The organism is Methylobacterium sp. yr668, from assembly GCF_900116245.1.
Lineage (GTDB): Bacteria > Pseudomonadota > Alphaproteobacteria > Rhizobiales > Beijerinckiaceae > Methylobacterium.
Window position 1 is genome coordinate 13395 of record NZ_FOZY01000012.1, and the last position, 23800, is coordinate 37194.

Annotated in this window: 24 protein-coding genes; 15 read left to right on the forward strand and 9 right to left on the reverse strand. The window is 70.6% G+C overall.

Features of this window, described 5'->3' with window-relative positions; translation table 11 throughout:
- Window positions 1-3: 3 nt before the first annotated feature.
- Window positions 4-411, reverse strand: coding sequence for a flagellar basal body rod protein FlgC (gene flgC / locus BM419_RS16290; protein WP_020094248.1), 408 nt, complete (start codon window positions 409-411; stop codon window positions 4-6).
- A gap of 65 nt (window positions 412-476) precedes the next feature.
- Window positions 477-878, reverse strand: a complete 402-nt coding sequence (flgB, locus tag BM419_RS16295; protein WP_056533882.1) for a flagellar basal body rod protein FlgB — start codon at window positions 876-878, stop codon at window positions 477-479.
- A 332-nt stretch (window positions 879-1210) separates the two neighbouring features.
- On the opposite strand from flgB, the gene BM419_RS16300 reads away from it, so the two are divergent.
- Window positions 1211-2476: a hypothetical protein gene (locus tag BM419_RS16300; RefSeq protein WP_091927035.1), complete on the forward strand. Its 1266-nt coding sequence runs from the start codon at window positions 1211-1213 to the stop codon at window positions 2474-2476.
- Window positions 2477-2589: 113 nt separating this feature from the next.
- Window positions 2590-2826: a hypothetical protein gene (locus tag BM419_RS16305; protein ID WP_020094245.1), complete on the forward strand. Its 237-nt coding sequence runs from the start codon at window positions 2590-2592 to the stop codon at window positions 2824-2826.
- Window positions 2827-2850: 24 nt separating this feature from the next.
- On the opposite strand, the gene BM419_RS16310 is transcribed toward BM419_RS16305, so the two are convergent.
- Entirely contained in the window at window positions 2851-4179 is a 1329-nt protein-coding gene (locus tag BM419_RS16310; RefSeq protein WP_020094244.1) for an MFS transporter, read from the reverse strand.
- Between the two features lie 219 nt (window positions 4180-4398).
- Between BM419_RS16310 and dnaN the strand changes: the two genes are divergently transcribed.
- Both dnaN and recF read left to right on the forward strand, forming a co-directional pair.
- Window positions 4399-5520 (forward strand): DNA polymerase III subunit beta, encoded by a 1122-nt coding sequence (dnaN, locus tag BM419_RS16315; protein ID WP_012319207.1) that lies wholly within the window; start codon window positions 4399-4401, stop codon window positions 5518-5520.
- 220 nt (window positions 5521-5740) lie between these two features.
- Complete coding sequence (gene recF, locus BM419_RS16320) at window positions 5741-6895, forward strand: DNA replication/repair protein RecF (RefSeq protein WP_091927036.1); 1155 nt, start codon at window positions 5741-5743, stop codon at window positions 6893-6895.
- A 6-nt stretch (window positions 6896-6901) separates the two neighbouring features.
- On the opposite strand, the gene BM419_RS16325 is transcribed toward recF, so the two are convergent.
- Window positions 6902-8593 (reverse strand): methyl-accepting chemotaxis protein, encoded by a 1692-nt coding sequence (locus tag BM419_RS16325; protein ID WP_091927037.1) that lies wholly within the window; start codon window positions 8591-8593, stop codon window positions 6902-6904.
- A 399-nt stretch (window positions 8594-8992) separates the two neighbouring features.
- Here BM419_RS16325 and BM419_RS16330 point away from each other — a divergent pair, with 399 nt between their 5' ends.
- Together BM419_RS16330 and BM419_RS16335 are read left to right on the forward strand one after the other, a co-directional pair.
- On the forward strand, window positions 8993-9388 hold the full coding sequence (locus BM419_RS16330) for a VOC family protein (RefSeq protein ID WP_020094241.1): 396 nt from the start codon (window positions 8993-8995) through the stop codon (window positions 9386-9388).
- A gap of 44 nt (window positions 9389-9432) precedes the next feature.
- On the forward strand, window positions 9433-10020 hold the full coding sequence (locus tag BM419_RS16335) for a histidine phosphatase family protein (RefSeq protein ID WP_091927038.1): 588 nt from the start codon (window positions 9433-9435) through the stop codon (window positions 10018-10020).
- Here the strand turns inward: BM419_RS16335 and BM419_RS16340 are convergent, their stop codons facing one another.
- The 5 genes from BM419_RS16340 to BM419_RS16360 all read right to left on the reverse strand — a co-directional run bounded on the left by BM419_RS16340 (window position 10021) and on the right by BM419_RS16360 (window position 14878).
- Entirely contained in the window at window positions 10021-10737 is a 717-nt protein-coding gene (locus tag BM419_RS16340) for a hypothetical protein (RefSeq protein ID WP_091927039.1), read from the reverse strand.
- Window positions 10738-10798: 61 nt separating this feature from the next.
- On the reverse strand, window positions 10799-11791 hold the full coding sequence (locus BM419_RS16345) for a nickel/cobalt transporter (protein WP_091927040.1): 993 nt from the start codon (window positions 11789-11791) through the stop codon (window positions 10799-10801).
- Window positions 11782-12456, reverse strand: a complete 675-nt coding sequence (locus tag BM419_RS16350) for a DUF1007 family protein (protein ID WP_091927041.1) — start codon at window positions 12454-12456, stop codon at window positions 11782-11784. The genes BM419_RS16345 and BM419_RS16350 overlap by 10 nt, the downstream gene beginning before the upstream one ends.
- A 111-nt stretch (window positions 12457-12567) precedes the next feature.
- Entirely contained in the window at window positions 12568-13473 is a 906-nt protein-coding gene (locus tag BM419_RS16355; protein ID WP_091927042.1) for an amino acid ABC transporter substrate-binding protein, read from the reverse strand.
- 124 nt (window positions 13474-13597) lie between these two features.
- The gene (locus tag BM419_RS16360) at window positions 13598-14878 is read right to left on the reverse strand and encodes a dicarboxylate/amino acid:cation symporter (protein WP_026605096.1); all 1281 of its coding nucleotides are present in this window, start codon (window positions 14876-14878) and stop codon (window positions 13598-13600) included.
- A gap of 242 nt (window positions 14879-15120) precedes the next feature.
- Here BM419_RS16360 and BM419_RS16365 point away from each other — a divergent pair, with 242 nt between their 5' ends.
- The 9 genes from BM419_RS16365 (at window position 15121) to BM419_RS16405 (ending at window position 23704) form a co-directional block, all read left to right on the forward strand.
- Window positions 15121-16038: a branched-chain amino acid ABC transporter permease gene (locus BM419_RS16365; RefSeq protein WP_020094234.1), complete on the forward strand. Its 918-nt coding sequence runs from the start codon at window positions 15121-15123 to the stop codon at window positions 16036-16038.
- The gene (gene livM / locus BM419_RS16370) at window positions 16038-17432 is read left to right on the forward strand and encodes a high-affinity branched-chain amino acid ABC transporter permease LivM (RefSeq protein WP_056533896.1); all 1395 of its coding nucleotides are present in this window, start codon (window positions 16038-16040) and stop codon (window positions 17430-17432) included. The genes BM419_RS16365 and livM overlap by 1 nt, the downstream gene beginning before the upstream one ends.
- Window positions 17432-18322 carry an ABC transporter ATP-binding protein gene (locus BM419_RS16375; RefSeq protein WP_020094232.1) on the forward strand — a complete coding sequence of 297 codons (891 nt, stop codon included), beginning with the start codon at window positions 17432-17434 and terminating at the stop codon, window positions 18320-18322. Before livM ends, BM419_RS16375 begins: the two co-directional genes overlap by 1 nt.
- Window positions 18319-19116, forward strand: a complete 798-nt coding sequence (locus BM419_RS16380) for an ABC transporter ATP-binding protein (RefSeq protein WP_091927043.1) — start codon at window positions 18319-18321, stop codon at window positions 19114-19116. Before BM419_RS16375 ends, BM419_RS16380 begins: the two co-directional genes overlap by 4 nt.
- Window positions 19117-19288: 172 nt before the next feature.
- Window positions 19289-19657: a DUF6867 family protein gene (locus BM419_RS16385; RefSeq protein ID WP_026605095.1), complete on the forward strand. Its 369-nt coding sequence runs from the start codon at window positions 19289-19291 to the stop codon at window positions 19655-19657.
- 49 nt (window positions 19658-19706) lie between these two features.
- The gene (locus BM419_RS16390) at window positions 19707-20828 is read left to right on the forward strand and encodes a branched-chain amino acid ABC transporter substrate-binding protein (RefSeq protein WP_091927044.1); all 1122 of its coding nucleotides are present in this window, start codon (window positions 19707-19709) and stop codon (window positions 20826-20828) included.
- A 391-nt stretch (window positions 20829-21219) separates the two neighbouring features.
- Entirely contained in the window at window positions 21220-22143 is a 924-nt protein-coding gene (locus BM419_RS16395; protein ID WP_020094228.1) for an amino acid ABC transporter substrate-binding protein, read from the forward strand.
- An 89-nt stretch (window positions 22144-22232) separates the two neighbouring features.
- Window positions 22233-22955 carry an amino acid ABC transporter permease gene (locus tag BM419_RS16400; RefSeq protein ID WP_059409257.1) on the forward strand — a complete coding sequence of 241 codons (723 nt, stop codon included), beginning with the start codon at window positions 22233-22235 and terminating at the stop codon, window positions 22953-22955.
- Between the two features lie 56 nt (window positions 22956-23011).
- On the forward strand, window positions 23012-23704 hold the full coding sequence (locus tag BM419_RS16405) for an amino acid ABC transporter permease (protein ID WP_056533906.1): 693 nt from the start codon (window positions 23012-23014) through the stop codon (window positions 23702-23704).
- The last annotated feature ends 96 nt before the right edge of the window (window positions 23705-23800 follow it).

Genomic DNA, 23800 nt, shown 5'->3' on the forward strand with positions numbered 1-23800 from the left:
GGGTCACTTCAGGATGCCGAGGGTCTGCGCCAGCATCTTGCGGGTGGCGCTGATCATGTTGAGGTTCGCCTCGTAGGAGCGCTGGGCCTCCCGCAGGTCCATGTTCTCGATCAGTGCGTTGACGTTGGGCATCTGCACCACGCCCTGGGCGTCGGCCGCGGGGTTGCCGGGCTCGTACTTGGTCCGGAAGGCCGACGGGTCGCGCCTGACGCGCCCCGCCTCGACGAGCTTGGCACCGGTCTCGTCGTCGAGGTGGCTGGTGAAGGTCGGGATCTTGCGGCGGTAGGGCTGCGCCCCGGCGGAGGCCGGCGCGGAATCGGCGTTGGCGATGTTCTCGGCGATGATGCGCATCCGGCCCGACTGGGCCTTGAGGCCCGCGGCCGCCACCGCCAGCGACTTCGTGAATTCCATGGCTCAGGACCCTCCCGCTGCCGCGACCCCGCGGCCGTCGGCGCTCCACATTCGGCCGTCGCGCGTCAGCTCTTGCCGATCGCGATCTTCAGGGTGGTCAGGCTGTGCTGGTACAGCGAGGCGGCGAGCTGGTAGTCCGCCTGGTTCTCGCCGGCCTTCATCATCTCGTCCTCGAGGTTGACGCCGTTGCCGCTGGGCCGGACCTCGAAGCCCTTGGCGCGCTTGGAGTCGGCGCCGACCGTCTGACCGGGCGGCGCCATGTGGCCCGCGCTCGTGAGCGTCAGGCCGGAGCCGCTGGTGGCGAGGGCGCCGGTCGCCCGATCGAAGCGCGGCTCCACGAGGTCGCGGGGCTTGAACCCCGGCATGTCGGCGTTGGCGACGTTCTCGGCGATCACGCCCTGGCGCGCCTGCGCCCATTGCATCCGCGTGCGCAGCATGCTCAGCACGGGCAGATCGGTGAGGGCCATGGTCGCCTCCGGGATGGCGTGGCCGCGCCGGGACGAGCGGGCTCGGCAAAATCTGCCGCCTGCATGGTTAACGGCGCGTTAAGCCCGATCTCCGCGTCGGCCGGTGCCCGCGTCAGCTCGCGCCACGGGGGGAGTGAACCCCCGGTTCGGCCGGGCCGGCGGCGCAGTCCCGACCTATTGTCTTGCGCGCGCTCAATTAAAAGGTCTGTTAACGAACTCTTAACGTCGTTTGCCTTGCCGCCCCTCCGGCGTGGTATGGATCAAGTCCGTGCCGGCGCGCACCCGCGGCGGTCGGAACGTGCGAGTGCGCAATCTTGCGATGGCTGCAATCCGTGTTCGGCTCTGACGGCTCCCCCATCGTCCAGTATATCGTGATCTTCGCCGTCATCTTCACGGCGCTCGCGGCGATCGTGTTCACGGTGCGCCGGCTCACCGGCCGGAGCCTCGCCCTGCCGGGGCGGTCCGGGAGCCGCGGGCGCCAGCCGCGGCTCGGGATCGTCGACGTGTACGAGCTCGACCGGGCCCGGCAGCTCATCCTGCTGCGCCGGGACAATGTCGAGCACCTGCTCCTCGTGGGCGGCCCCAACGACGTGGTGGTCGAGCGCAATATCCAGCGCGGCCAGCGGCCCCTGCCGGAGGCGGCGATCCGGCCGGAGCTGGCGCCGGAGCCGCTGGACGAGCCGCTCCCGGACCCCCTCGTCCAGGGCGGCCGCCTGCCCGAGCCGCCCCGCGGTCTGCCGGAATCTGGCGGCCGGCGCGCGGAACCGCTGTTCGATCCGGGCTTCGCGATGCCGGTGGTGGTGCCGTCGCCGGTGCCGCGCTCGGCCTCCGCTCCGCCCGTGACTCTGCCCCTCGATCCCGGGCTGTTCGGCGGCGACGAGCCCGGCCAGGACGTCACCGCACCTCTGAGTGCAGCGCCGCCCCAGCCGCCCGCGCCTCAACCCCCGGCGCCGCCCGCGCCCGAGCCGGTGGTGCCGCCGCCGATGGTGTCGCCGCCGGTCGCGCCGCCGGCAGTGGAGCCGCCCGCGCCCCCGCCGCGCGAGCCGGTCGCCCCGCGGCGGATCCTGAGCCGGACCGCGCCGCCGCTGATCGAGCCGCGGCCCAACCCGGCCTCCGAGCGCAAGCCCGAGCCGGCACCGGCGGAGCCGGAGCCCGCCCGTCTGGCCCCGAGCCTCGCGGTGCCCTCCGAGCGCAAGTCGGTCGATCCGGTGGTCCTGTCCGACATGGCCCGGCAGCTCCAGGCCGCCCTGTCGCGCTCGTCCTCGGCCGTGACGCCGCCGCCGCAGTCCGCGCCCGCCCCGCCGGCGCCCGAGGGCGTCGATCCGCTGGCCGCCGCGATGGCGAGCGTCCCGGTCGAGCCGGTGCCCGCCCCCGCCCCGGTCGAAGAGCCGGAGGCCCCGCCGCCTCCGCCTCCGCCTCCGGCCAAACCCGTGCCGCCGCCGGCGATGCCCAAGGTCGAACCCCCTCCGCCCGTGCCGGCCCCGCCGCCGTCCGCGCCCACGCCCGACGCGAAGGGATCCGGCAACCCGTTCTCGGTGGAGGAGATCGAGGCCGAGTTCGCCCGCCTCCTCGGTCGCCCGCTCGACAAGCGGAGCTGAGGAACTCCGCCCCCGCCGAGCGGGCGCGTCGGGACCGCGTCCTCGATCGCGAGAGCCGCGGTTTACCGACGGTTAACCGTCTTCCGGGACGTTCCGGCCCGGAGGACGTCGCTATGCTCGCGCTGGATGCTGGAACGGCTCACCGGAGCCGCGCTTACAGGGCCTTCCGGCTCGACCGGGCCGGCCGCGTCCGCGCGGCCGAGATCCTGTCGGCCGAGGACGACACGCAGGCGCGCCGCCGCGCCCGGGCGATGGTCGGGCGCGACGCGATCGAGCTGTGGGAGCGGACGCGCTTCCTCGGGCGCTTCGAGCCCACCGTGGCGGCGGCTCAGGATCGCGCCGGCCGCTGAGGCCGGCGGCGCCCGCCCGTCCCGTCAGCGGCCGGCAGTCTCCGGCATGGCCAGCACGGCGAGGAAGCTGAGGATCGCGGCCCCCGCTAGGTAGAACCCGACGAAGCCGATGCCGCCGTAGGCCGCGAGCTGCTGCGCGATGTAGGGCGCCCCCGAGGCCCCCAGGATCCCCGCGAGGTTGTAGGTCACCGAGGCGCCCGTGTAGCGCACCCGCGTCGGGAACAGCTCGGGCAGGACGGCGCCCATCGGTCCGAACACCCACCCCATTGTCAGGAGGCTGAGGCACAGGAAGCCGAGGACCGGCGGCCAGGTGCCGGTGCCGGCGGCGTGGCCCAGCATCGGCCCCATGAGGAAGCCCAGCAGGAACGTCACGGCCATGCCGGAGAGCAGCACAGGCCGGCGGCCGAAGCGGTCGGCCGCGGCCCCCGACACGACGGTGCCGAGCGCCATGAAGCAGACCGCGATGCACTCGAACAGCAGGAAGGTCGGCCGGCTGTAGCCGAGGGTGCCGGTGCCGTAGCCCAGGGCGAAGACGGTCGAGAGATAGAAGACCGCGTAGACCGCCACCATCGCGAAGGTGCCGACCAGGACGGCGTGGCCATGCTGGGTCAGCATGGTGGCGAAGGGCACGCGCTCCGGCCGGGCCTGGCTGAGCGCCGCCTTGAAGGCCGGCGTCTCGGTGAGTTTCAGGCGCACGTAGAGCCCGACGCCGACGAGCGCCGCCGAGGCCAGGAACGGCAGGCGCCAGCCCCAGGCCTGGAAGCTCTCGGGCGTCAGGCCGAAGCTGAGGGCGAGGAAGCCGAGATTGGCCAGGACGAAGCCGACCGGCGCCCCGAGTTGCGGGAAGATGCCGTACCACGCGCGCCGGCCCGGCGGCGCGTTCTCGACCGCCAGCAGCGCCGCGCCGCCCCACTCGCCGCCGAACCCGATCCCCTGCCCGCAGCGCAGGATGCACAGCGCCGCCGGCGCCCACCAGCCGACCGACGCGTAGGTCGGCAGGCAGCCGATCAGCACCGTGGAGATGCCCATGATCAGCAGCGACGCCACCAGCGTCGCCTTGCGGCCGACCCGGTCGCCGAAATGCCCGAACAGGGCCGCGCCGACGGGCCGCGCGATGAACGCGATGGCGAAGGTCGCGAAGGCGCTGAGCTGCTGCACGCCGGGCGCGCCGGCGGGGAAGAAGACCGGGCCGATCACCAGGGCGGTGGCGGTGGCGTAGATGTAGAAGTCGAAGAACTCGATCGCCGTCCCGACGAAGCTCGCGGCGAGGATCCGCCGAGCACTCGGGGGGGCGCTCGGGGTGGCCTGCGAGGGGTCTGCGGTGTTGCCTGCGGGGTCGATGGTCTGCAGCATGATCGGGATGGGGGGATCCGGGTCGGTCGCGGCGCTTTCGCACGGGCCGCCGGGGGCCGATACCCCGCTCCGGACATGGGCATCCGCCCTGGACGCGGAGGTCGCTGTGCGGTGCACCGACGGCGGCCTTGCGTTCCCCTGTCCCCTTCGCCAAGCTGAACGGCCATATTCCGCGACGGTCGCCGGCCGCGGCGCCGTCCCTATCACTTGAGTATTGCGATGAGAGTCACTGTCGAGCGCGCGGCCCTGCTCAGGTCGCTCGGCCACGTGCACCGGGTCGTCGAGCGCCGCAACACGATCCCGATCCTGTCGAACGTGCTCCTGCGCGCGGAAGGGTCGGGTCTCCAGCTCCGGGCGACGGATCTCGACATCGAGGTGACCGAGAGCGTGCCGGCGGACGTGGCGGATGCGGGCGCCACGACCGTGCCGGCGCACGTGATCTACGACATCGTGCGCAAGCTCCCCGACGGCGCGCAGGTCTCCCTGGAGACCGGCGGCGAGTCCGGCCAGATGACGATCCGGTCCGGACGCTCGCGCTTCGCCCTGGGCGCCCTGCCGGAGGGCGACTTCCCGGACCTCGCCGCCGGCGAGATGCCGCACGGCTTCGAGATCGCCGCCGCCGACCTGAAGCGGCTGATCGAGAAGACCCAGTTCGCGATCTCCACCGAGGAGACCCGCTACTACCTGAACGGCATCTACCTGCACACGCTGGAGACCGAGAACGGCCCGGCGATGCGGGCGGTGGCAACGGACGGCCACCGGCTCGCCCGCGTCGAGATCCCGGCCCCGCAGGGCAGCGTCGGCATGCCGGGCGTGATCGTGCCCCGCAAGGCGGTCGCCGAGATCCAGAAGCTCCTCGACGACGGCGGCGAGACCGTCGCGGTCGACCTGTCGCCCGCGAAGATCCGCCTGCGCTTCGCCGGCGGCCTGACGCTGATCTCCAAGCTGATCGACGGCACCTTCCCGGATTACCAGCGGGTGATCCCGGCCAACAACGACAAGCGGCTGACCGTCGAGCGCGACGCCTTCGCGAAGGCCGTGGACCGGGTCTCGACGATCTCGTCGGAGCGCGGGCGCGCGGTGAAGCTCGGGCTCGCCGAAGGGCGCCTCGCGCTCTCGGTGAACAACCCGGATTCCGGTAGTGCCACCGAGGAACTCGACGTCGACTACGAGGCGGCCGGCCTCGATATCGGCTTCAACGCCCGCTACCTCCTCGACATCACCGCGCAGCTCGAGGGCGACACCGCCCTGTTCAAGCTCGCGGATCCCGGCTCGCCGACCCTGATCCAGGACCGCGAGGGCGCGCCGGCGCTGTACGTGCTGATGCCGATGCGGGTGTGAGGCGGCCGCGCGGATCCCGGTCCCGCCCTCGTCCCGAGGTGCCGGAGCGCAGCGGGGGCCGCGCGGGAGGTCCCCGGACGGCGATGTGGTTTCTGGAGCCCGCCCGCGCGGCCCGCTGACGCGGGCGCCTCGGGGCGAGGTGGTTGGATGGGATGTCAGACAGCAAGGGACGGTTGAGCGCGGCGCGTCTCGGCCCCTCGGTTCACCCCTCGGTTCACCGATGAGCGACATCCGCGATCCGCGGGACGAGCCCGACGGGTCGAGCCTGCGCGTCACCCGCCTGATCGCCCGCGATTTCCGCAACCACGCGGACCTCGAACTGACGCCCGAGGCCCGCTTCGTCGCGCTGGTCGGGGAGAACGGCGCGGGCAAGACCAACCTGCTCGAGGCGCTCTCGCTGTTCGTACCGGGCCGGGGCCTGCGCCGGGCGGAGTTCGCCGCCATGGCGCGCAGCGGTGGCCCGGGCGGATTCGCGGTCTCGCTCACCCTCGACCGCGACGGCGCCGAGCACCGGCTCGGCACCGGGCTCGAGCCGCCGGGTCCCGACGGGCGCGCGAGCCGGCTGTGCCGGATCGACGGCGCCACCGCGGCCTCGCCGGTGGCGTTCAGCGAGTTCCTGCGGGTCGTCTGGCTGACCCCCGACCTCGACGGCCTGTTCCGCGGGGCGGCCGGAGACCGGCGACGGTTCCTCGACCGTCTCGTGCTGGCGGTCGACGCCGCCCACGGCGCCCGGGTCTCCGCGCTGGAGCGGGCCCTGCGCTCGCGCAACCGCCTGCTGGAGGAGCGGCCCGACGACGACCGCTGGCTCGACGCGGTGGAGCGGGAGGTCGCGGAGCTCGGCGTCGCCGTGGCGCTCGCCCGGCGCGAGACCGCCGAGCGCCTCGACCGGCTGATCGCCGAGACCCGGGACGACGCGCAGCCCTTCCCCTGGGCGGCCATCCGCCTCGAGGGCGACCTCGACGATCTGGTCGCGGTCTGGCCGGCCCTCGAGGCCGAGGACCGCTACCGCATGGCGCTCCGCAACGGCCGCAACCGGGACCGGGCCGCCGGCCGCACGCTGATCGGGCCGCAGAGCAGCGACCTTGTGGTCCGCCACGGCCCGAAGGACGTGCCGGCCGGGACGGCGTCCACGGGCGAGCAGAAGGCGCTGCTCATCGGCCTCGTCCTCGCCCACGCGCGGCTGGTGCGGGCCATGAGCGGCATCGCCCCGCTGATCCTCCTGGACGAGGTGGCGGCCCACCTCGATCCCCGCCGCCGGGTCGGCCTGTTCGAGGCCCTCGAGGCCCTGCCAGGGCAGGTCTGGATGACCGGCGCCGACCCGGACGCCTTCGCGCAGGCCGGCACCCGGACGCAGGTCCTGCGGATCGGCGGCTGATCGGCCTCAGGCCGCCCGGACCGACCCGAGGAAGCGGGAGACCTCGACGCCCAGATGCTCGGACTGGCGCGACAGCTCGCCGGCCGCTCCCAGAACCTGGGCTGCCGCGGCGCCGGTCTCTTCCGAGGCCCGCGCCACGCCGGCGATGTTGCTCGTCACCTCGTCGGTGCCGGCCGCCGCCTGCGAGACGTTGCGGACGATCTCCTGCGTGGCCGCGCCCTGCTCCTCGACCGCCGCCGCGATGGTGGCGGCGACCGCGTCGATCTCGCGGATCCGGGCGGCGATCGTGTCGATGGCCGAGACCGCCTGGCCGGTCACACCCTGGATCTGGCCGATCTGCTGGCTGATCTCCTCGGTGGCCCGGGCGGTCTGGCCGGCCAGCTCCTTGACCTCGGCGGCGACGACCGCGAATCCGCGGCCGGCCTCGCCGGCCCGCGCCGCCTCGATCGTGGCGTTCAGCGCCAGCAGGTTGGTCTGGCCGGCGATGTTCGCGATGAGCCCGACCATATCGCCGATGCGCGTCGCCGCCTGGCTGAGCGCCTGAACGAGGTGCTGGGTCTCGTCCGCCTCGCCGACCGCCGCCTGCGCGAGGTTGGCCGAGCCGAGGACCTGCCGGCCGATCTCCTGCACGGAGGTGCCCAGCTCCTCGGCGGCGGCCGCCACGGTCTGGACGTTGGCGGAGGCCTGCTCGGCGGCGGCCGCCACCGTGGTGGACTGGCTGGCCGTCTCGGTCGCGCTCGACGTCATGGTCTGCGCCGTGGCCTGCAACTCGGTGGCCGAGGACGAGACCATCCCGACGATGCTCCCCACGGCCCGCTCGAACCCGTCCGCGAGTTCCACCATGGTCCGCCTGCGCGCGGCCGCTGCCGCCTCGTCGGCGCGGCGCTTCATCTCGGCTTCCTCGGCGGCCTTGCGGGCGACCATGACCTTGATGCCCTCGACGGCCTTGCCGACGGCGCCCACCTCGTCCCTTCGGGCGGCCTCGGTGATCTCGGCCTCGACCTCGCCCTGCGCCATCCGCTGCAGGACCTTGACCAGCCGGTCGAGCGGCCGCGTGATCCCGACCGTGGCGATGAACACCGCCGCCAGCAGCTCCGCCAGCATGCCGAGACCGCTGACGATCATCAGCGTCCGGCGGGTCTCGTTGGTCTGATCGGTCAGGTCGCCCGAGCCCTTCTGCATGTACGCATCGATGTCCTCGGCCATCCGGTTGCCGTCGGTCAGCAAGCCGGAGAACGTCGGATCGATCGCCGTGTGGATCAGCGCGATGGCTTGCTCGTTCTGATTGGCGGTGCCCAGCCGGCGGACCTCGCTCACGTCCCTGAGATAGCGCTCGATCCGCGCGGCCTGCTCATCGATGCGCGCGGCGAAGGTCGGCGCGTGCGATCGGAGGCTCGGAAGGAGCGCCCTCACCGCGGGCAGCGCGGCCTCGAAGCCGCTGTTGGCGGCCTGCATCTGGCCCTGATCGGTCTCCGCGATGATCCGGTAGACCCAGTAGTTCAACTCGATCACCAGGCGGTTCAGCCTGCGTGCCTCCGCCACCGCCGTCGCCTCGCGGGCGAGGAACTCGCTGTAGCGGTCGTCGATGACCGTCATCCGCGCCTGAGCGTACCAGATACATCCGCCGACAATCACGCATATCAGCGCGATGACGGCAGCAATTTTTGGAAGTATATTGATATTGGATAAGCGTATCACTGTCTTGAAATCCCTTCACTCGATCGATGATCGGCCTCATGATCTCATGGGATTCACTTTGGTCGTCGAGGGCGATAAAGCGTTGGAAGCGCGATTGTGTCAATGAGAAATATCATTTTGCGGTTTGATTTTGAGTCTCCGAGCCTTTTGCGATATCTTATATCAGCATGGCTACTCATATATTGACTCCAATACACACCCTGGAACGATTTAAAAAACAGATATTGATCTAGGATATGCAATATGGAATCGGTCTATACGGGCCGGGTTCTTCGACAGATCGTGGCCGACGTCCCGGGGCGCGACCCCGGCGCCGCGCCACCGGCCTTTTCGCGGCTGCGGATCGCGCCACATAGTGGGCGCTGCACGCCGCCGGCGTGCCCACGGAACTCCGCGCGCATGTCCAAGCCCGTCCACGCCATGATCCGCGTCCTCGAGGAAGAGCGCGCGCGCGACTACTATGCCCGTGCCTTCGGTCTCGCGGTGTCCGGCCGGTTCGACTTCCCGGACTTCACCCTCGTCTACATGCGGGATCCGGATTCGCCGTTCGAGCTGGAGCTCACGGTGAACAAGGGCCGCGACAAGCCCTACGATCTCGGCGACGGCTACGGGCACATCGCCTTCGTGGTCGACGACGTGGAGGCCGAGCACGCCCGGCACCGGCGCGAGGGCTTCACGGCCACCGACGTCAAGACCCTCAAGCACGGGGACGACGTGCTCGCGCGGTTCTTCTTCGCCACCGACCCGGACGGCTACAAGATCGAGGTCATCCAGCGCGGCGGCCGCTTCGCGTGACCGGTCCGGTCCGCCATTCCCTCTCCGGAACGTCTTCGAGATCCATGCAGGACAAGACCCGCATCGTCTGCATCCGCCACGGGCAGTCGACCTTCAACGCCGCCCACCGGCACGGGGGCGGCGATCCCGGCCTGCCCGACGCCCGCCTGACCGAGCTGGGCCAAGCCCAGGCCCGGGCCGCGCGGGAGCGGCTCCGGCCGATCCCCTTCGACCTCGTGGTGGTCTCGCCCCTGACCCGCGCCATCGAGACCGCGGCGATCCTGTTCGGCGAGCATCCGAGCCGGCCGCGGGTGCTGGTCGAGGTGCTGCACCGCGAGTGCCAGGAGAGCAGCTGCGATGTCGGCCGGGCCGCCTCGGAGATCGCCGCGGAATTCCCCCACCTCGATGTCGGGCACCTGCCCGAGGTCTGGTGGCACGCGGAGCCGGGCTGCGAGGTCGGCGGCTACCCGGTGGAGCCCCGCCCCCTGTTCGACGCCCGGGTCGCGGCGTTCCGCGACTGGCTGCGGGCCCGGCCGGAGACCACCATCGCGGTGGTCGGCCACGGGACGTTCTTCTACCACCTCACCGGCACGTTCCTGGAGAATTGCGGCACCATCGATTTCGATCTCGACGCCGCGCCCGCGGCGGCCTGATCAGGCCGGCACCCGGGCGCGCGCCGCGTCCATGCGCTGTCGGGCGCCGGCGACGGCGATCTCCGGCGCCTGCCGGCCGGTGGCGAGGGTCTCCGCGAGGATCTTGCAGGCCTCGGCCCAGGTTCCGGTCAGGAACGGCGCCGCCCCCTCGGCCACCTCGGCGGCGCAGCGCGCGTCCTCGCCGGCGCGTTCCGCCGCCGTCGCGGTGCGGGACACCGCCGCGGTCAGCGCGCCTTCCCGCCAGCGCCGCGCCTGGGCCGCCGCCTGCGCGCGCGCCCCGCCCCGCCACGCGGCCGCGCGGGCCGCCGCCAGGGCCGCGGGCCAGTCCGGCGCGCCGGAGCAGGCTTCCGCGTCCTCGACCATCCCGGCGACCGCGCAGATCGGCGCCAGGATGCGGCGGACGCTCTCCAGCGCCAGCTGCCGGGTGCGGGCGGCCTCGATCTCCGCCGTGTCGGCGCTGCCCGACAGGCGCAGGACGAAGGCCATCAGCTGCGGCCGCACCTCGTCCGGCATGGCGTCGTTGAGCCCGAGGGCGTAGGCGGCGGCCGGCCGCGAGAAGCAGGGTGGGCAGTCCGCGCTGGAGCGGATCGCCCGGTAGGGCAGGCCCGCGGCCACCATCGCGGCCTCGTTGATGCAGGTCCCGCCGTCTGGCCCGGGGAAGGGGTGCGATCCGGCGAGCAGACGCCAGTTCAGGATCGTCGCGAAGTCGGGATGCATCGGCGCGCGCTCCGTCTCGGTCGCGCAGCGTGGCACGCCGCGCCCCGGAAGGCGAGGCCCTTCAGCCGCCGAGGCCCGGGGCGAGGCCCGAGAGCATCGCGGCGCCCAGGACCAGCACGAAGGCGGCAGCGACGAGTTCGAGGCCACCGAGCGCCAGGAGGCCGGCCTGTCCCCGTCCGCCCGCGAGGCGCAGCGCCATCCGCTTGGCGAAGACCGCGAGGCAGGCCAGGGCCGTCGTGGTCAGCGCGGTGCCGAGCGCCATCGCCAGGACCGCCAGCACGCCCGCGCCGGGCACGCCCTGCGACACCGCGAAGACGAGGACCAGCACGGCGCCGGCGCAGGGGCGTGTCCCGGCCGCCAGCACCACCCCGGCCCGCTCGCGCCACGTGTCGAGGGTGTCGAGGGCCTGCGGTTCCGGCAGGTGGCTGCAGCCCGGGCCGCAGCCCGCGCCGAGATTGGCGAGGCGACCGGCTTTGCGCCACGTCAGGACCAGCCCGATCAGGGCGACGAGGGCGAAGCTCACGGTCTCGATCAGGGTGCCGGCCCGGGTGATGCTCGCCGCCGTGGCGTTGAGGACCAGCGTGCCGAGGCCGACGATCGCCCCGGCCACGCAGGCCTGGAGCAGCGCGGCGCAGACGCTCAGCGCGGCGCCGCGCCGGAGCGCCCGCTCCCCAGCCAGGATGTAGCCGGCGATCACCGCCTTGCCGTGGCCCGGGCCGGCGGCGTGGAACACGCCGTACGCGAAGGCGAGGCCGATCAGCGGGGTCCAGCTGCCGCCGCCCCGCAGCGCGCTCACCGCGGCGTTGAGGCTGCGGGAGAAGCTCGCCTGCAGCGCCAGGATGACGCCGCCCAGACCCGTGGCGGCCGGCGCGGCCTCGCGGAAGCCGATCCCGAAGGGCGAGCGCGGCGGCGGCGCGGCGAGGCCGGGCGCGACGAGCCACGCGATCGCGGCCGCGAGCAGCGTGGCCAGCGCGATGGCCGCGGCCATGAGGCCGAGCCTCAGCCCCAGCCGTCCCGCCCCGGCGGGGGCGACGATCCCGATGCCTACGGACATGCCACGAGAACCCGGCTGGCGAACTGCACCCCGTAGGTCGAGGCGGCGGTGAGCGCCTCGAAGAAGGCCTCGGTCATGCCCGGCGACCCGGCATCGGCCGTCTTCGGCTGCTCGGTCTTCGGCCGGGTGACCGTGGCGGCGCAGCCCTGGGGCGCACCCGCGAGGGTGGCGGCGTCCGCGCCCTCGGCGAACGAGAAGGCGACGAAGTAGGTCGGGTCGTAGACCTCCAGCGCGGCGACCCCCCGCCCCTGCTGGACCGGGGTCTTCAGGGGCAGCAGGAAGGTCATGACCAGCGCCCGGTCGTCCATGTGCGCCGCCGGCTCCTTCGGATCGCCGAAGGCCTGCTCCTTGCCGCCGACCTTCAGCTTCGTGAAGTAGCCGAACTCGGCGAGGTTGGCGGTGTTCTCGGCGGCGAGCCCGGCGAGTTCCTCCGGGCTGAGCTTGCCGTCCTTGTTGGTGTCGAGGCCCTGCGTGACGAAGGCCGTGTACTCGGGATCGAAGCTCCACGTGTCGCGGACGCCGACGAGCTTGCCGTCCGCGTAGACGAGCTGCGCCTTGGCGGTCACCCAGACGTGCGGGTGGGCGGAGGCCGCCGAGGCGGCGCAGCCGAGGGCGGCGGCCAGCGCCAGGGCGAGCGGTTTCGGGCAGGGCGCGGCGATCAGCATGGACGGTGGCACGCTCGCGGCGGGAGGGAAGCGATCAGGTCGCGTCTTCCTCGCGTGCCGGTTGGGCGAAAGCGAGGCGCCGTCCGGTCGTCGCGCCTGTCCCCGCGCCGGTCACTCGCCCCCGTCGAGGCCCATCAGCTGGAAGCTGACCCGCAGGTCGTTCGACATCGGGATGTCGAGGCGTTCGCCGTTGGGCAGGCGCTTGAGGAACCAGCGCTCGTAGGTCCAGCGCAGCGCCCGCGACTCGGCGAGCCGCGTGAAGGTCTGCTGCACGAGGCCGGCGAGTTCCGGATCGTCCTTGCGGAACATGATGCCGTAGGGCTCGTAGGAGAGCTTGTCGGGCAGCACCGTGTAGTTCGCCCCGTCCTTCGCGTCCGTGGCGATCAGCCCGTAGAGCAGCACGTCGTCGGTGGCGAAGGCGTCGGCCTTGCCGGCCTTGACCATCGCGTAGGAGGCGGCGTGGTCGGGCGCCGTCACCACCTGCGCGTCGATCTTCAGGCGGGCGAACTGGTCGCGCACGGCCTTCTCGTTGGTGGTGCCGGCCGTGACCACCACGGTCTTCCCGCCGAGATCCCGGTAGGAGGCGATGCCCGATCCGCGCTTCACCAGCAGCTGCGTCGCGCTGATGTAGTCCACCGGCGAGAAGGCGACCTGCTTGCGGCGCTCGGCATTGGCGGTGGTCGAGCCGCACTCGAGGTCGATCTTGCCGGAGGTCACCGCCGCGATGCGCGTCTCGGCGGTGACCGGTGCGTAGCGGATCTTCACCGGCCGGCCGATCGCCGCCTGGACGTCGTCGGCGATCTCGCCGCAGAGGTCGATGGCGTAGCCGATCGGTCGGGGGCTCCCGTCCGACTGCTTGCCCTCCACGAAGGAGAACGGCACCGAGCTCTCCCGGTAGCCGAGGACGATCTCCCCGCGCTCGGCGACGCTCCTGAGCGTCCCGGTGAGCACCTCGACGGCGGAGGCGGGCGTCGCCGCCAGCGCCAGCGCCAGAACCGCGACGAGCCGCATCGTCATCACTCCGCCTCCGAAGGGCACCGAACAAGCCACGCCGCGATTCAGGGCACCCGTGAGAGCGCTCATGAGAGCGGCCGTCCTGCGCCCGCCATCGCGGCGCGCGCAGATTTCGCCGGACCGACCCCTACTCCGCGGGCGAGGCCACCGTGCCGACATGGTCGAGGCGCTGGTCGGTGGTGCTGAGCTGGCCCTCCCACTTGGCGACCGCCACGGTGGCGACGCTGTTGCCGAGCACGTTGGTGGCCGACCGGCCCATGTCGAGGAACTGGTCGATCCCGATGATCAGCAGCAGCCCGGCCTCCGGGATGTTGAAGTGCGACAGCGTCGCCGAGATCACCACCAGCGAGGCGCGCGGCACGCCGGCCATGCCCTTCGAGGTCACCATCAGCAGGAGCAGCATCGTGAGCTGCTGGCCCCAGCTCAGCGGGATGTTGTAGGCCTGCGCGATGAACATCACCGCGAAGGTGCAGTACATCATCGAGCCGTCGAGATTGAACGAGTAGCCCATCGGCAGCACGAACGAGGTGATCCGGTTCGGCACCCCGAACTTCTCCAGGTTCGAGAGCATCTTGGGGTAGGCGGCCTCGCTCGACGCCGTCGAGAAGGCCAGCACGAAGGGCTCCTTGATCAGGTTGAACAGGCGCATGATGCCGCCGCCGCCGAGCAGCAGGAAGCCGACGCCCATCAGCAGCGTCCAGAGCACGCCGAGGCTGATGTAGAACTCCACGAGGAACTTGCCGTAGGTCACGAGCACGCCGATGCCCTGCGTGGTGATCGTCGCCGCGATGGCGGCGAACACCGCCACGGGGGCGAACATCATCACGTAGCCCGTCACCTTGAGCATGACGTCGGCGATGCCCTCGATGCCCTGCGCGAGCAGGCGGCCCTTCTCGCCGAGGGCGGCGAGGCCCACGCCGAAGAAGATCGAGAAGACCACGATCTGCAGGATCTCGTTGTTGGCCATGGCCTCGACGGCGCTCTTCGGCACGAGGTGCGTCACGAACTCCTTGAGCGAGAGCGAGGCCGCCTTGAGCCCGGTGCCGGCCCCGGCATCGGGCAGCGGCAGGTTCAGGTTGTGGCCGGGCTGCATCAGGTTGACCATGATGAGGCCGAGCATCAGAGAGCAGAACGAGGCGCCGACGAACCAGAGCAGCGCCTTGCCGCCGACCCGGCCGACGGAGGCGGTATCCCCGAGATGGGCGATGCCGACGACCAGCGTGGAGAAGACCAGCGGCGCGATGATCATCTTGATCAGGCGGAGGAACACGTCGGAGACCAGCGCGATGTAGCCGGCGATCTCCTTGGCGGTCTGCGGATCGGGCCAGGTGATGCTGCAGGCGTAGCCCACGGCGATTCCGAGGAGCATGCCGATGAAGATCATCGTCGTGAGTCGCGACCCTGCCATCGGTACTGCTCCTCGCCTGGGCCCGGGATGATCGAGCATTGCAATTCGTTAACGTGTCGCAGGAACTGCGCCACACGCAAGCCCGGCCAGGGGGCGTTACTGGCGTGGTCGACTGTTTTCACGCGACGCTCGGGCGGCGATGAAACCGGTGGCCGGTGTGCTACGGCTGCGGTACGAGACTTGCCCCGCCAAGCTGCCTGCGCTCTCCGTAGGCGGCCCAAGCAACCTGCGCGCGAGAGTTCATGGACGTCTTCGTACAGCAGCTCATCAACGGGCTGACGCTCGGCTCGATCTACGGCCTGATCGCGATCGGCTACACGATGGTGTTCGGCATCATCGGCATGGTGAACTTCGCCCACGGCGACGTCTTCATGGTCTCCTGCTTCATCGCGCTCATCACCTTCCTGCTGCTGACGGTCTGGCTCGGGGTCAGCTCCATCGCGCTGGCCTTCCTGGTGGTGCTGGTGGTCGCCATGGTGCTGACCGCCCTGTGGGGCTGGGCGATCGAGCGGGTGGCCTACCGGCCGCTGCGCGGCTCGTTCCGCCTCGCGCCGCTGATCTCGGCGATCGGCGTCTCGATCTTCCTGTCGAACTTCGTGCAGGTCGTGCAGGGCGCGCGCAACAAGCCGACCCCGCCGATGCTGTCGGGCGGCATCACGCTGTTCGAGCGCGACGGCTACGCGGTGTTCCTGGCCTGGAAGCAGGTGCTGATCATGGCGGTGACCGCCGTGCTGCTCACCGGCTTCTGGTACCTCGTGCAGCGCACGCCCTTCGGCCGGGCGCAGCGCGCCTGCGAGCAGGACCGCAAGATGGCGGCGCTGCTCGGCATCGACGTGGACCGCACGATCTCGCTGACCTTCGTGCTCGGCGCCGCGCTCGCGGCCGTCGCGGGCGTCCTCTACCTCATGTACTACGGCGTCGTGTCCTTCTCGGATGGGTTCGTGCCCGGCGTGAAGGCGTTCACGGCGGCGGTGCTCGGCGGCATCGGCTCGCTGCCCGGCGCCGTGCTCGGCGGCCTGATCATCGGCCTGATCGAGACCTTCTGGTCGGCCTATTTCTCCATCGAGTACAAGGACGTCGCCGCCTTCTCGATCCTGGCGATCGTGCTGATCTTCATGCCGTCGGGCATCCTGGGCCGGCCCGAGGTCGAGAAAGTCTGATGGCCGCCTCGCAGAACGCTCTCCCCGGCTCCGCGATGGCCGGCATCCTGCGCGACGCCGCCCTCTACGCCCTCGTCACCTTCGGCCTCTGTGTCCCGATCATCGCCTACCGGACCGATCCCGGGCCCGGGAGCGAGCTGGTGCTCGTGCCGCGCTGGGGGCTGGTGGCGGCGCTCTGCGCGGCGATCTTCGCGCTGCGCCTCGTCCAGCGCCTCGTGCTGCTGCGCCGCGACGCGCGGCGGGCGCTGACCCCTTCCCCGGCCCAGGCCACCGAGGCCGTGCACGGCGAGCCCGATGCCGGGCAGAAGACCTCGAAGGTCGGCCTCTGGCTGTTCATCTTCGTCGCGCTGACCCTGCCGATGATCTCCGCGCTGGCGACCGGCGGCCTGTCCTCGGCCCGCTACTGGATCGACCTCGGCATCCTGATCCTGACCTACGTCATGCTCGGCTGGGGCCTGAACATCGTGGTCGGCCTCGCGGGCCTGCTCGACCTCGGCTACGTCGCCTTCTACGCGGTCGGGGCCTATTCCTACGCGCTGCTGTCGACGACCTTCGGCCTGTCGTTCTGGGTCTGCCTGCCGCTGGCGGGCCTGTTCGCCGGCCTGTGGGGCATGATCCTCGGCTTCCCGGTGCTGCGCCTGCGCGGCGACTACCTCGCCATCGTCACCCTGGCCTTCGGCGAGATCATCCGCCTGGTCCTGATCAACTGGACCGACGTCACCGGCGGCGGGGCCGGCATCTCGTCGATCCCGCGGGCGACCTTCTTCGGCATCCCGTTCACGGCGGGCGAGGGCGGGTTCGCCGCCACCTTCGGCATCCCGTACGATTCGATGCACCGGCTGATCTTCCTGTACTACCTGATCCTCGGGCTGGCCCTGATCACCAACTTCGTCACCCTGCGCCTGCGCCGCCTGCCCATCGGGCGGGCCTGGGAGGCCCTGCGCGAGGACGAGATCGCCTGCCGCTCGCTCGGCATCGACACCACCGCCACGAAGCTCACGGCCTTCGCGCTGGGCGCGGCCTTCGGGGGCTTCGCCGGCTCGTTCTTCGCCGTGCGCCAGGGCTTCATCAGCCCGGAGAGCTTCAACTTCCTGGAGAGCGCCATCATCCTGGCGATCGTCGTCCTCGGCGGCATGGGCAGCCAGGTCGGCGTCGCGATCGCCGCGGTGGCGATGGTCGGCGGGCCGGAGATGCTGCGCAATCTCGGGTTCCTGAAGGCCGTGTTCGGCGAGGGCTTCGACCCCAGCGAGTACCGGCTGCTGCTGTTCGGGCTCGCCATGGTCGCCATGATGGTCTGGCGGCCGCGCGGGCTGATCTCGGAGCGGATGCCGTCCGTGTCGCTCGGCCAGCGGCGCGCGGTCTCGGGCGCCCATGTCAGCGAGGGGCACGGCTGATGGCGACGTCCCCCCTCCCCCCGCCGGTGCTCACGGTCGAGCACCTGACCATGCGGTTCGGCGGGCTCACCGCCGTCTCCGACCTGTCGTTCGAGGCTCGCCGCGGCGATATCACCGCGCTGATCGGCCCGAACGGGGCCGGCAAGACCACGGTGTTCAACTGCATCACCGGCTTCTACAAGCCCACCGAGGGCATGCTGACGCTGGCGCACGCCGACGGCACGGCGCACCTGCTGGAGCGGCTTCCGAACCACAAGGTGAACCGCACTGCGCGGGTCGCCCGCACCTTCCAGAACATCCGCCTGTTCCAGGGCATGACCGTCCTGGAGAACCTGCTCGTCGCCCAGCACGCGCCGCTGATGCGGGCCTCGGGCTACACGATCCTCGGGCTGCTCGGCCTCAAGACCTACCGGGACGCGCAGGCCGCGGCGATCGAGCGGGCCAAGGCCTGGCTCGAGCGCATCGACCTGATGAAGCGGGCGGATGATCCGGCGGGCGCCCTGCCCTACGGCGCGCAGCGGCGCCTGGAGATCGCCCGGGCGATGTGCACCGACCCGGTGCTGCTCTGCCTCGACGAGCCGGCGGCCGGCCTCAACCCGCGGGAATCGGCCGAGCTGAACGGCCTCCTGCGCCACATCCGCGACGCGCACGACACCTCGGTGCTGCTGATCGAGCACGACATGTCGGTGGTGATGGAGATCTCCGACCACGTGGTCGTGCTCGATTACGGCGTGAAGATCGCCGACGGGTCCCCCGCCGATGTGCGGGCCGACCCGAAGGTGATCGCCGCCTATCTCGGCGTCGAGGACGAGGAGGTCGAGGCCGTGGAGGCCGAGGTCGGGATCACCGTGCCGCACGGGGACGCGGCGCACACGGGAGCGTCGGCATGAGCGTCGCCGGCATCAACGTCCTCGTCGAGGAGACGCGGGCGATCCAGGCGGGACGGAAGCCGCCGCTCCTCGCGGTGCGCGACGTCTCGACCTATTACGGCAGCGTCGCGGCCCTGCGCGGGGTCGATCTCGACGTGGCCGAGGGCGAGATCGTCACGCTGATCGGCGCCAACGGCGCCGGCAAGTCGACCCTGATGATGACGATCTTCGGCAGCCCCCAGGCGCGCTCGGGGACGATCACCTACGACGGCCGCGACATCACCCGGCTGCCGACCCACGCCATCGCCCGGCTCGGCATCGCCCAGTCGCCGGAGGGGCGCCGGGTCTTCCCGCGCATGACCGTCTACGAGAACCTCCAGATGGGCGCCGCGCTCCATGACGGGCGCTTCTTCGCCGAGGATCTGGAGAAGGTCTGCGCCCTGTTCCCGCGGGTCAAGGAGCGCCTCAACCAGCGCGCCGGCACCATGTCGGGCGGCGAGCAGCAGATGCTGGCCATCGCCCGGGCGCTGATGAGCCGTCCGCGGCTGCTGCTGCTCGACGAGCCGTCGCTCGGCCTCGCGCCGCTCGTGGTGAAGGGCATCTTCGACGCGATCCGGGAGCTGAACCGGACTGACGGCATGACGATCTTCCTCGTCGAGCAGAACGCCTACCACGCCCTCAAGCTCGCCCATCGCGGCTACGTGCTGGTCAACGGTCGGGTCACGATCAGCGGGACGGGTCGGGCGCTGCTCGACGACCCGAACGTCCAGGCCGCCTACCTGGAGGGGGGCCATGCCGGCCCGGTCGGGGCATGATGCCGTTTTCGGTTGATGCCATTGGCATCCCCGTCTTTGCGAGCGGAGCGAAGCAATCCAGGGCGGCGCCCCACCTTTCGAGGTTGCGCTGCCCCAGGTCACCTCGCTGCGCTCGCGATGACGGCGAGGAGCGCGTTAACCGAAGCAATCGACCGGACATCACATGAGCGTGCTGCAGGGGATCCTGTACGAGGAGCCGTCGGCCTGGCTGTTCCTGCTGGTGACCGTCGTGATGGGCGGGTGGGCCGGATGGATGGCCGCCCGCGGCATCGCCCGGGGCTGGCGGCCCTTCTGGCAATGCGCCCTGGCGCTGCTTCTGGTGGCAGCAGCCGTGCGCTTCATTCACTACGCCCTGTTTTCGGGCACCCTGCTGTCGCTGCACTACTATGCGGTCGACGCGGTCATCGTCATGATCATCGGCGCTGCGGGCTTCCGCTACACGCGGACGCGCCAGATGACGAGCCAGTACCGCTGGCTCTACGAGAAGACCTCACCGCTGACATGGCGCGCACGGGCGCCCGCGGCCGGCGAGGTCCGATGAGTGCGGCCGGATCCGCACGTGCGGTCCTGACACTTAGGGGAAGTACGCGATGAGATCGATTCTGCTGGCCGGGCTCGCCCTCGGCGCGATGGCGGCGGCCGCCCAGGCCGCCGAGGTGAAGCTCGGCGTCGCCGCGCCGATCACCGGCAACAGCGCCGCCATCGGCGCGCAGCTCAAGAACGGCGCGAGCCAGGCGGTCGAGGACCTCAACAAGGCCGGCACGCTGAAGGGCACGACGCTGACCGTGACGGTCGGCGACGACGCCTCCGACCCGAAGCAGGGCGTCTCGGTGGCCAACAAGTTCGCCAGCGACGGCGTGAAGATGGTCGTCGGCGACTACAACTCGGGCGTGTCGATCCCGGCCTCCGACGTCTACCTGGACGCCGGCATCATCCAGGTCACGCCGGCCTCCACGAACGTGAAGTTCACCGAGCGCGGGATGTGGAACACGTTCCGCACCTGCGGCCGCGACGACCAGCAGGGTGCCGTCGCCGGCAACTACCTGGCCGATCACTTCAAGGGCAAGAAGGTCGCCTTCGTCCACGACAAGACCCCCTACGGCAAGGGGCTGGCCGACGAGACGCTGAAGGCCTTCAAGGCCAAGGGCGGCAAGGAGGTCATGTCCGAGGGTATCAATCCGGGCGAGAAGGACTACTCGGCGCTCGTCTCCAAGCTGAAGTCCGCCAACGTCGACGTCGTCTATTTCGGCGGCTACTACACCGAGGCCGGGCTGATCCTGCGCCAGATGCGCGATCAGGGTCTGAAGGCGCCGATGATGGGCGGCGACGGCATGGTCGACCGCGAGCTGGTGGCGATCGCCGGTCCCGCGGCCGAGGGCACGCTGACCACCTTCCCGCCGGACGCCCGCAAGAACCCGAACGCCAAGGCGGCGCTCGCCGCCTTCAAGGCCAAGAACATCGATCCCGAGGGCTACACGCTCTACTCCTACGCGGCCGTGCAGGTCCTGGCCAAGGCGATGGCCGAGACCGGCTCCAGCGACGGCAAGAAGCTCGCCGACTGGCTGCATCAGGGCAAGCCGGTGGACACGGTGGTCGGCCCGATCGCCTACGACAAGAAGGGCGACATCACCCGGCCCGACTACGTCATGTACGAGTGGAAGAAGGGACCCGACGGCAAGATCGACTACAGCGGCAATGAGCTGACGAAGTAAGCCGCGGCCACGAGCCGGGTTTTCAGTCCGACGCCGCCTCCCGATACCGCGGGGGGCGGCGTCGTCGTTTTCTATACCGTGGATTCGTCAGCTTTCCGGGCGGATCCGTCCTCCGCACCGCGTGCGTACGCCTAAGAAGTGTGCATGATGCCGCCGGCGCGAGCGTGAGGCCGGCTCAGCGCTTGGGAGGAGGCCATGAGGACGGCAGGGACCGCATCTGCGGACGTGCGCAGAGGCTTGGCCGCAACTTGTCCGTACTCAGCCGCAGGCTCGCGCGGCGCTTCGCCCCTTCTCCCGGCACCATCATTGCAAAGGCGTCGCCCGAGCGGGCGGGCCCGCGTACCCCGCCGCCGGCCGATGTCGTTCGGCCCGATCCAGGAGTTCCGTACCGATGCAGTCTGATATCGCTCGCCGCGGCGCCGCCGCGGCGCTGGGCCTGACCCTCGCCCTCGCTCCGATGAGCGTCGGGGCGCAGGAGCTGACCGGCACCCTCAAGAAGGTGAAGGACGCCAACGCCATCGTCATCGGCTACCGCGACGCCTCCGTGCCGTTCTCGTATCTCGGCGCCGATCAGAAGCCGATCGGCTACGCGATGGACATCTGCTACAAGATCGCCGACGCGGTGAAGGCCAAGCTCAACCTCCCGAACCTCGAGGTGAAGCTCAACCCGGTCACCTCCGCCACCCGCATCCCGCTGATGGCGAACGGCACGATCGACCTCGAGTGCGGCTCGACCACCAACAACGCCGAGCGCGAGAAGCAGGTGTGGTTCACCAACTCGCACTTCCTGACCGCGACCCGCTACGTCTCGAAGAAGTCGGCCAACCTGCACACGATCGAGGACCTGAAGGGCAAGACCGTCGTGTCGACCTCGGGCACCACGAACATCAAGCAGATCAACGAGGCCAACACGGAGCGCAAGCTCGGCCTGACGATCCTGCCGGCCAAGGACCACGCCGAGGCGTTCCTGATGGTCGAGACCGGCCGCGCCGCCGCCTTCGTGATGGACGACGTGCTGCTCGCCTCGCTCGCCGCCTCGTCGAAGGACCCCTCCGCCTACGAGATCTCCACCGAGGCCCTGTCGAAGCCCGAGCCCTACGGCATCATGCTCCGCAAGGACGACACCGAGTTCAAGAAGGTCGCGGACGACGCCACCGCCAAGCTCTACACGAGCCCCGAGGGCAAGGCCCTCTACGACAAGTGGTTCACCCAGCCGATCCCGCCGCGCAACATCAACCTCAACCTGCCGATGAGCGCGGAGATGAAGAAGCAGTTCACGACCCCGATCTCGAGCCCCGATCCGGCGGCCTACTGAGACCCGTTCGGTCCGGTTTCATGCCATGATGCGCACCGCGGGCTCCGGCCCGCGGTGCGTCTCTGTAAGTTCACAGTAGAAGCGGCGCGATGAACTACAACTGGAACTGGCGGATCTTCTTCGACGCCTCGCCGGAGGGCAACGGCACGTATCTCGACATGCTGCTCTCGGGGCTCATGTGGACGATCACGACCGCGCTCTGCTCCTGGGTGATCGCCTTCTTCCTGGGCTCCCTGGTCGGCGTGCTGCGCACCCTGCCGTCGAAGCCCGCGAACGCGATCGGCACGGCCTATGTCGAGCTGTTCCGCAACGTGCCGCTGCTGGTCCAGATGTTCCTCTGGTACTTCGTGCTGCCCGAAGTGGTCCCGACCCGGATCGGCGACGCGATCAAGCAATTGCCGGACGCGCCGTTCTACACGGCGGTGGTCTGCCTCGGCTTCTTCACCGCGTCGCGCGTGGCCGAGCAGGTCCGCGCCGGCATCCAGTCGCTGCCGCGGGGCCAGCGCATGGCCGGCACCGCCATGGGCTTCACCACCTATCAGACCTACCGCTACGTGCTGCTGCCCAACGCCTACCGGATCATCCTGCCGCCGATGACCTCGGAATTCCTCAACAATCTCAAGAACACGTCGGTGGCGCTGACCATCGGCCTGCTGGAACTGACCGCCCGGGCCCGCTCGATGCAGGAATTCTCGTTCCAGGTGTTCGAGGCCTTCACGGCCGCGACGATCCTCTACGTGATCATCAACCTCGTGGTCGTCACGGCGGCGACCTTCCTGGAGAAGGCGGTCGCCATCCCCGGCCAGCGCTGAGGGCCGCCCGCTTCCGCTCCGCCACCCCGCCCGACGGCCACCGGTAACAGGCCCCGATGCTCTCGAATTTCGACTTCTCCGTCATCGCCTCGTCCCTGCCCTACCTGTTCGGTCAGGGCATGGTCTTCACCGTGACGCTCACCGCCATGGCCGCCGTGGGCGGCGTCATCATCGGCACGCTGCTGGCCATGGCGCGCCTGTCGGGCATTCCCGGCCTGTGGCACCTCGCCAAGGCCTACGTCGAGCTCTGCCGCTCGCTGCCGCTGGTTCTGGTGATCTTCTGGTTCTACTTCCTGGTGCCGTATATCGGCGCCTACCTGACCGGATCCTCGACGCCGATCCAGGTCGGCGCCTTCCCGTCGGCCCTGATCACCTTCATGGCCTTCGAGGCGGCCTACTTCTCGGAGATCATGCGCGCCGGCATCCAGTCGATCCCGAAGGGTCAGACGGCCGCCGCCCAGGCCCTCGGGATGAACTACTGGCAGACCATGGGCAACGTGATCCTGCCCCAGGCCTTCCGCAACATGCTGCCGCTGCTGCTGACCCAGACCATCATCCTGTTCCAGGACACGTCGCTGGTCTACGTGCTCTCGCTCACCGACTTCATGGGCGCCGCCTCGAAGGTCGCCCAGCGCGACGGCCGCCTCGTCGAGATGTATGTCTTCGCCGCCGTGGTCTATTTCGCGATCTGCTTCTCGGCCTCGTACCTCGTGCGCCGCCTGCAGCGCCGCGTGGCCATCATCCGCTGACCGACACTGGAGACCGTGTCATGACCTCGTCCCCGATGCCGGCCCCCACCGCCGCCGAACCCGTCGCCGATGCCAGCCACGCGCCGAAGGATGCCG

Bases quoted from the DNA above. Each gene is read 5' to 3' on its own strand.
- BM419_RS16365 (WP_020094234.1), top strand. From the start codon at position 15,121: ATGGACGTCTTCGTACAGCAGCTCATCAACGGGCTGACGCTCGGCTCG.
- BM419_RS16375 (WP_020094232.1), top strand. From the start codon at position 17,432: ATGGCGACGTCCCCCCTCCCCCCGCCGGTGCTCACGGTCGAGCACCTG.
- BM419_RS16400 (WP_059409257.1), top strand. From the start codon at position 22,233: ATGAACTACAACTGGAACTGGCGGATCTTCTTCGACGCCTCGCCGGAG.
- BM419_RS16360 (WP_026605096.1), bottom strand. From the start codon at position 14,878: ATGGCAGGGTCGCGACTCACGACGATGATCTTCATCGGCATGCTCCTC.
- BM419_RS16405 (WP_056533906.1), top strand. From the start codon at position 23,012: ATGCTCTCGAATTTCGACTTCTCCGTCATCGCCTCGTCCCTGCCCTAC.
- BM419_RS16335 (WP_091927038.1), top strand. From the start codon at position 9,433: ATGCAGGACAAGACCCGCATCGTCTGCATCCGCCACGGGCAGTCGACC.
- BM419_RS16340 (WP_091927039.1), bottom strand. From the start codon at position 10,737: ATGCATCCCGACTTCGCGACGATCCTGAACTGGCGTCTGCTCGCCGGA.
- BM419_RS16395 (WP_020094228.1), top strand. From the start codon at position 21,220: ATGCAGTCTGATATCGCTCGCCGCGGCGCCGCCGCGGCGCTGGGCCTG.
- livM (WP_056533896.1), top strand. From the start codon at position 16,038: ATGGCCGCCTCGCAGAACGCTCTCCCCGGCTCCGCGATGGCCGGCATC.
- BM419_RS16390 (WP_091927044.1), top strand. From the start codon at position 19,707: ATGAGATCGATTCTGCTGGCCGGGCTCGCCCTCGGCGCGATGGCGGCG.
- BM419_RS16330 (WP_020094241.1), top strand. From the start codon at position 8,993: ATGTCCAAGCCCGTCCACGCCATGATCCGCGTCCTCGAGGAAGAGCGC.
- BM419_RS16310 (WP_020094244.1), bottom strand. From the start codon at position 4,179: ATGCTGCAGACCATCGACCCCGCAGGCAACACCGCAGACCCCTCGCAG.
- recF (WP_091927036.1), top strand. From the start codon at position 5,741: ATGAGCGACATCCGCGATCCGCGGGACGAGCCCGACGGGTCGAGCCTG.
- BM419_RS16355 (WP_091927042.1), bottom strand. From the start codon at position 13,473: ATGACGATGCGGCTCGTCGCGGTTCTGGCGCTGGCGCTGGCGGCGACG.
- flgC (WP_020094248.1), bottom strand. From the start codon at position 411: ATGGAATTCACGAAGTCGCTGGCGGTGGCGGCCGCGGGCCTCAAGGCC.
- flgB (WP_056533882.1), bottom strand. From the start codon at position 878: ATGGCCCTCACCGATCTGCCCGTGCTGAGCATGCTGCGCACGCGGATG.
- dnaN (WP_012319207.1), top strand. From the start codon at position 4,399: ATGAGAGTCACTGTCGAGCGCGCGGCCCTGCTCAGGTCGCTCGGCCAC.
- BM419_RS16350 (WP_091927041.1), bottom strand. From the start codon at position 12,456: ATGCTGATCGCCGCGCCCTGCCCGAAACCGCTCGCCCTGGCGCTGGCC.
- BM419_RS16380 (WP_091927043.1), top strand. From the start codon at position 18,319: ATGAGCGTCGCCGGCATCAACGTCCTCGTCGAGGAGACGCGGGCGATC.
- BM419_RS16305 (WP_020094245.1), top strand. From the start codon at position 2,590: ATGCTCGCGCTGGATGCTGGAACGGCTCACCGGAGCCGCGCTTACAGG.
- BM419_RS16345 (WP_091927040.1), bottom strand. From the start codon at position 11,791: ATGTCCGTAGGCATCGGGATCGTCGCCCCCGCCGGGGCGGGACGGCTG.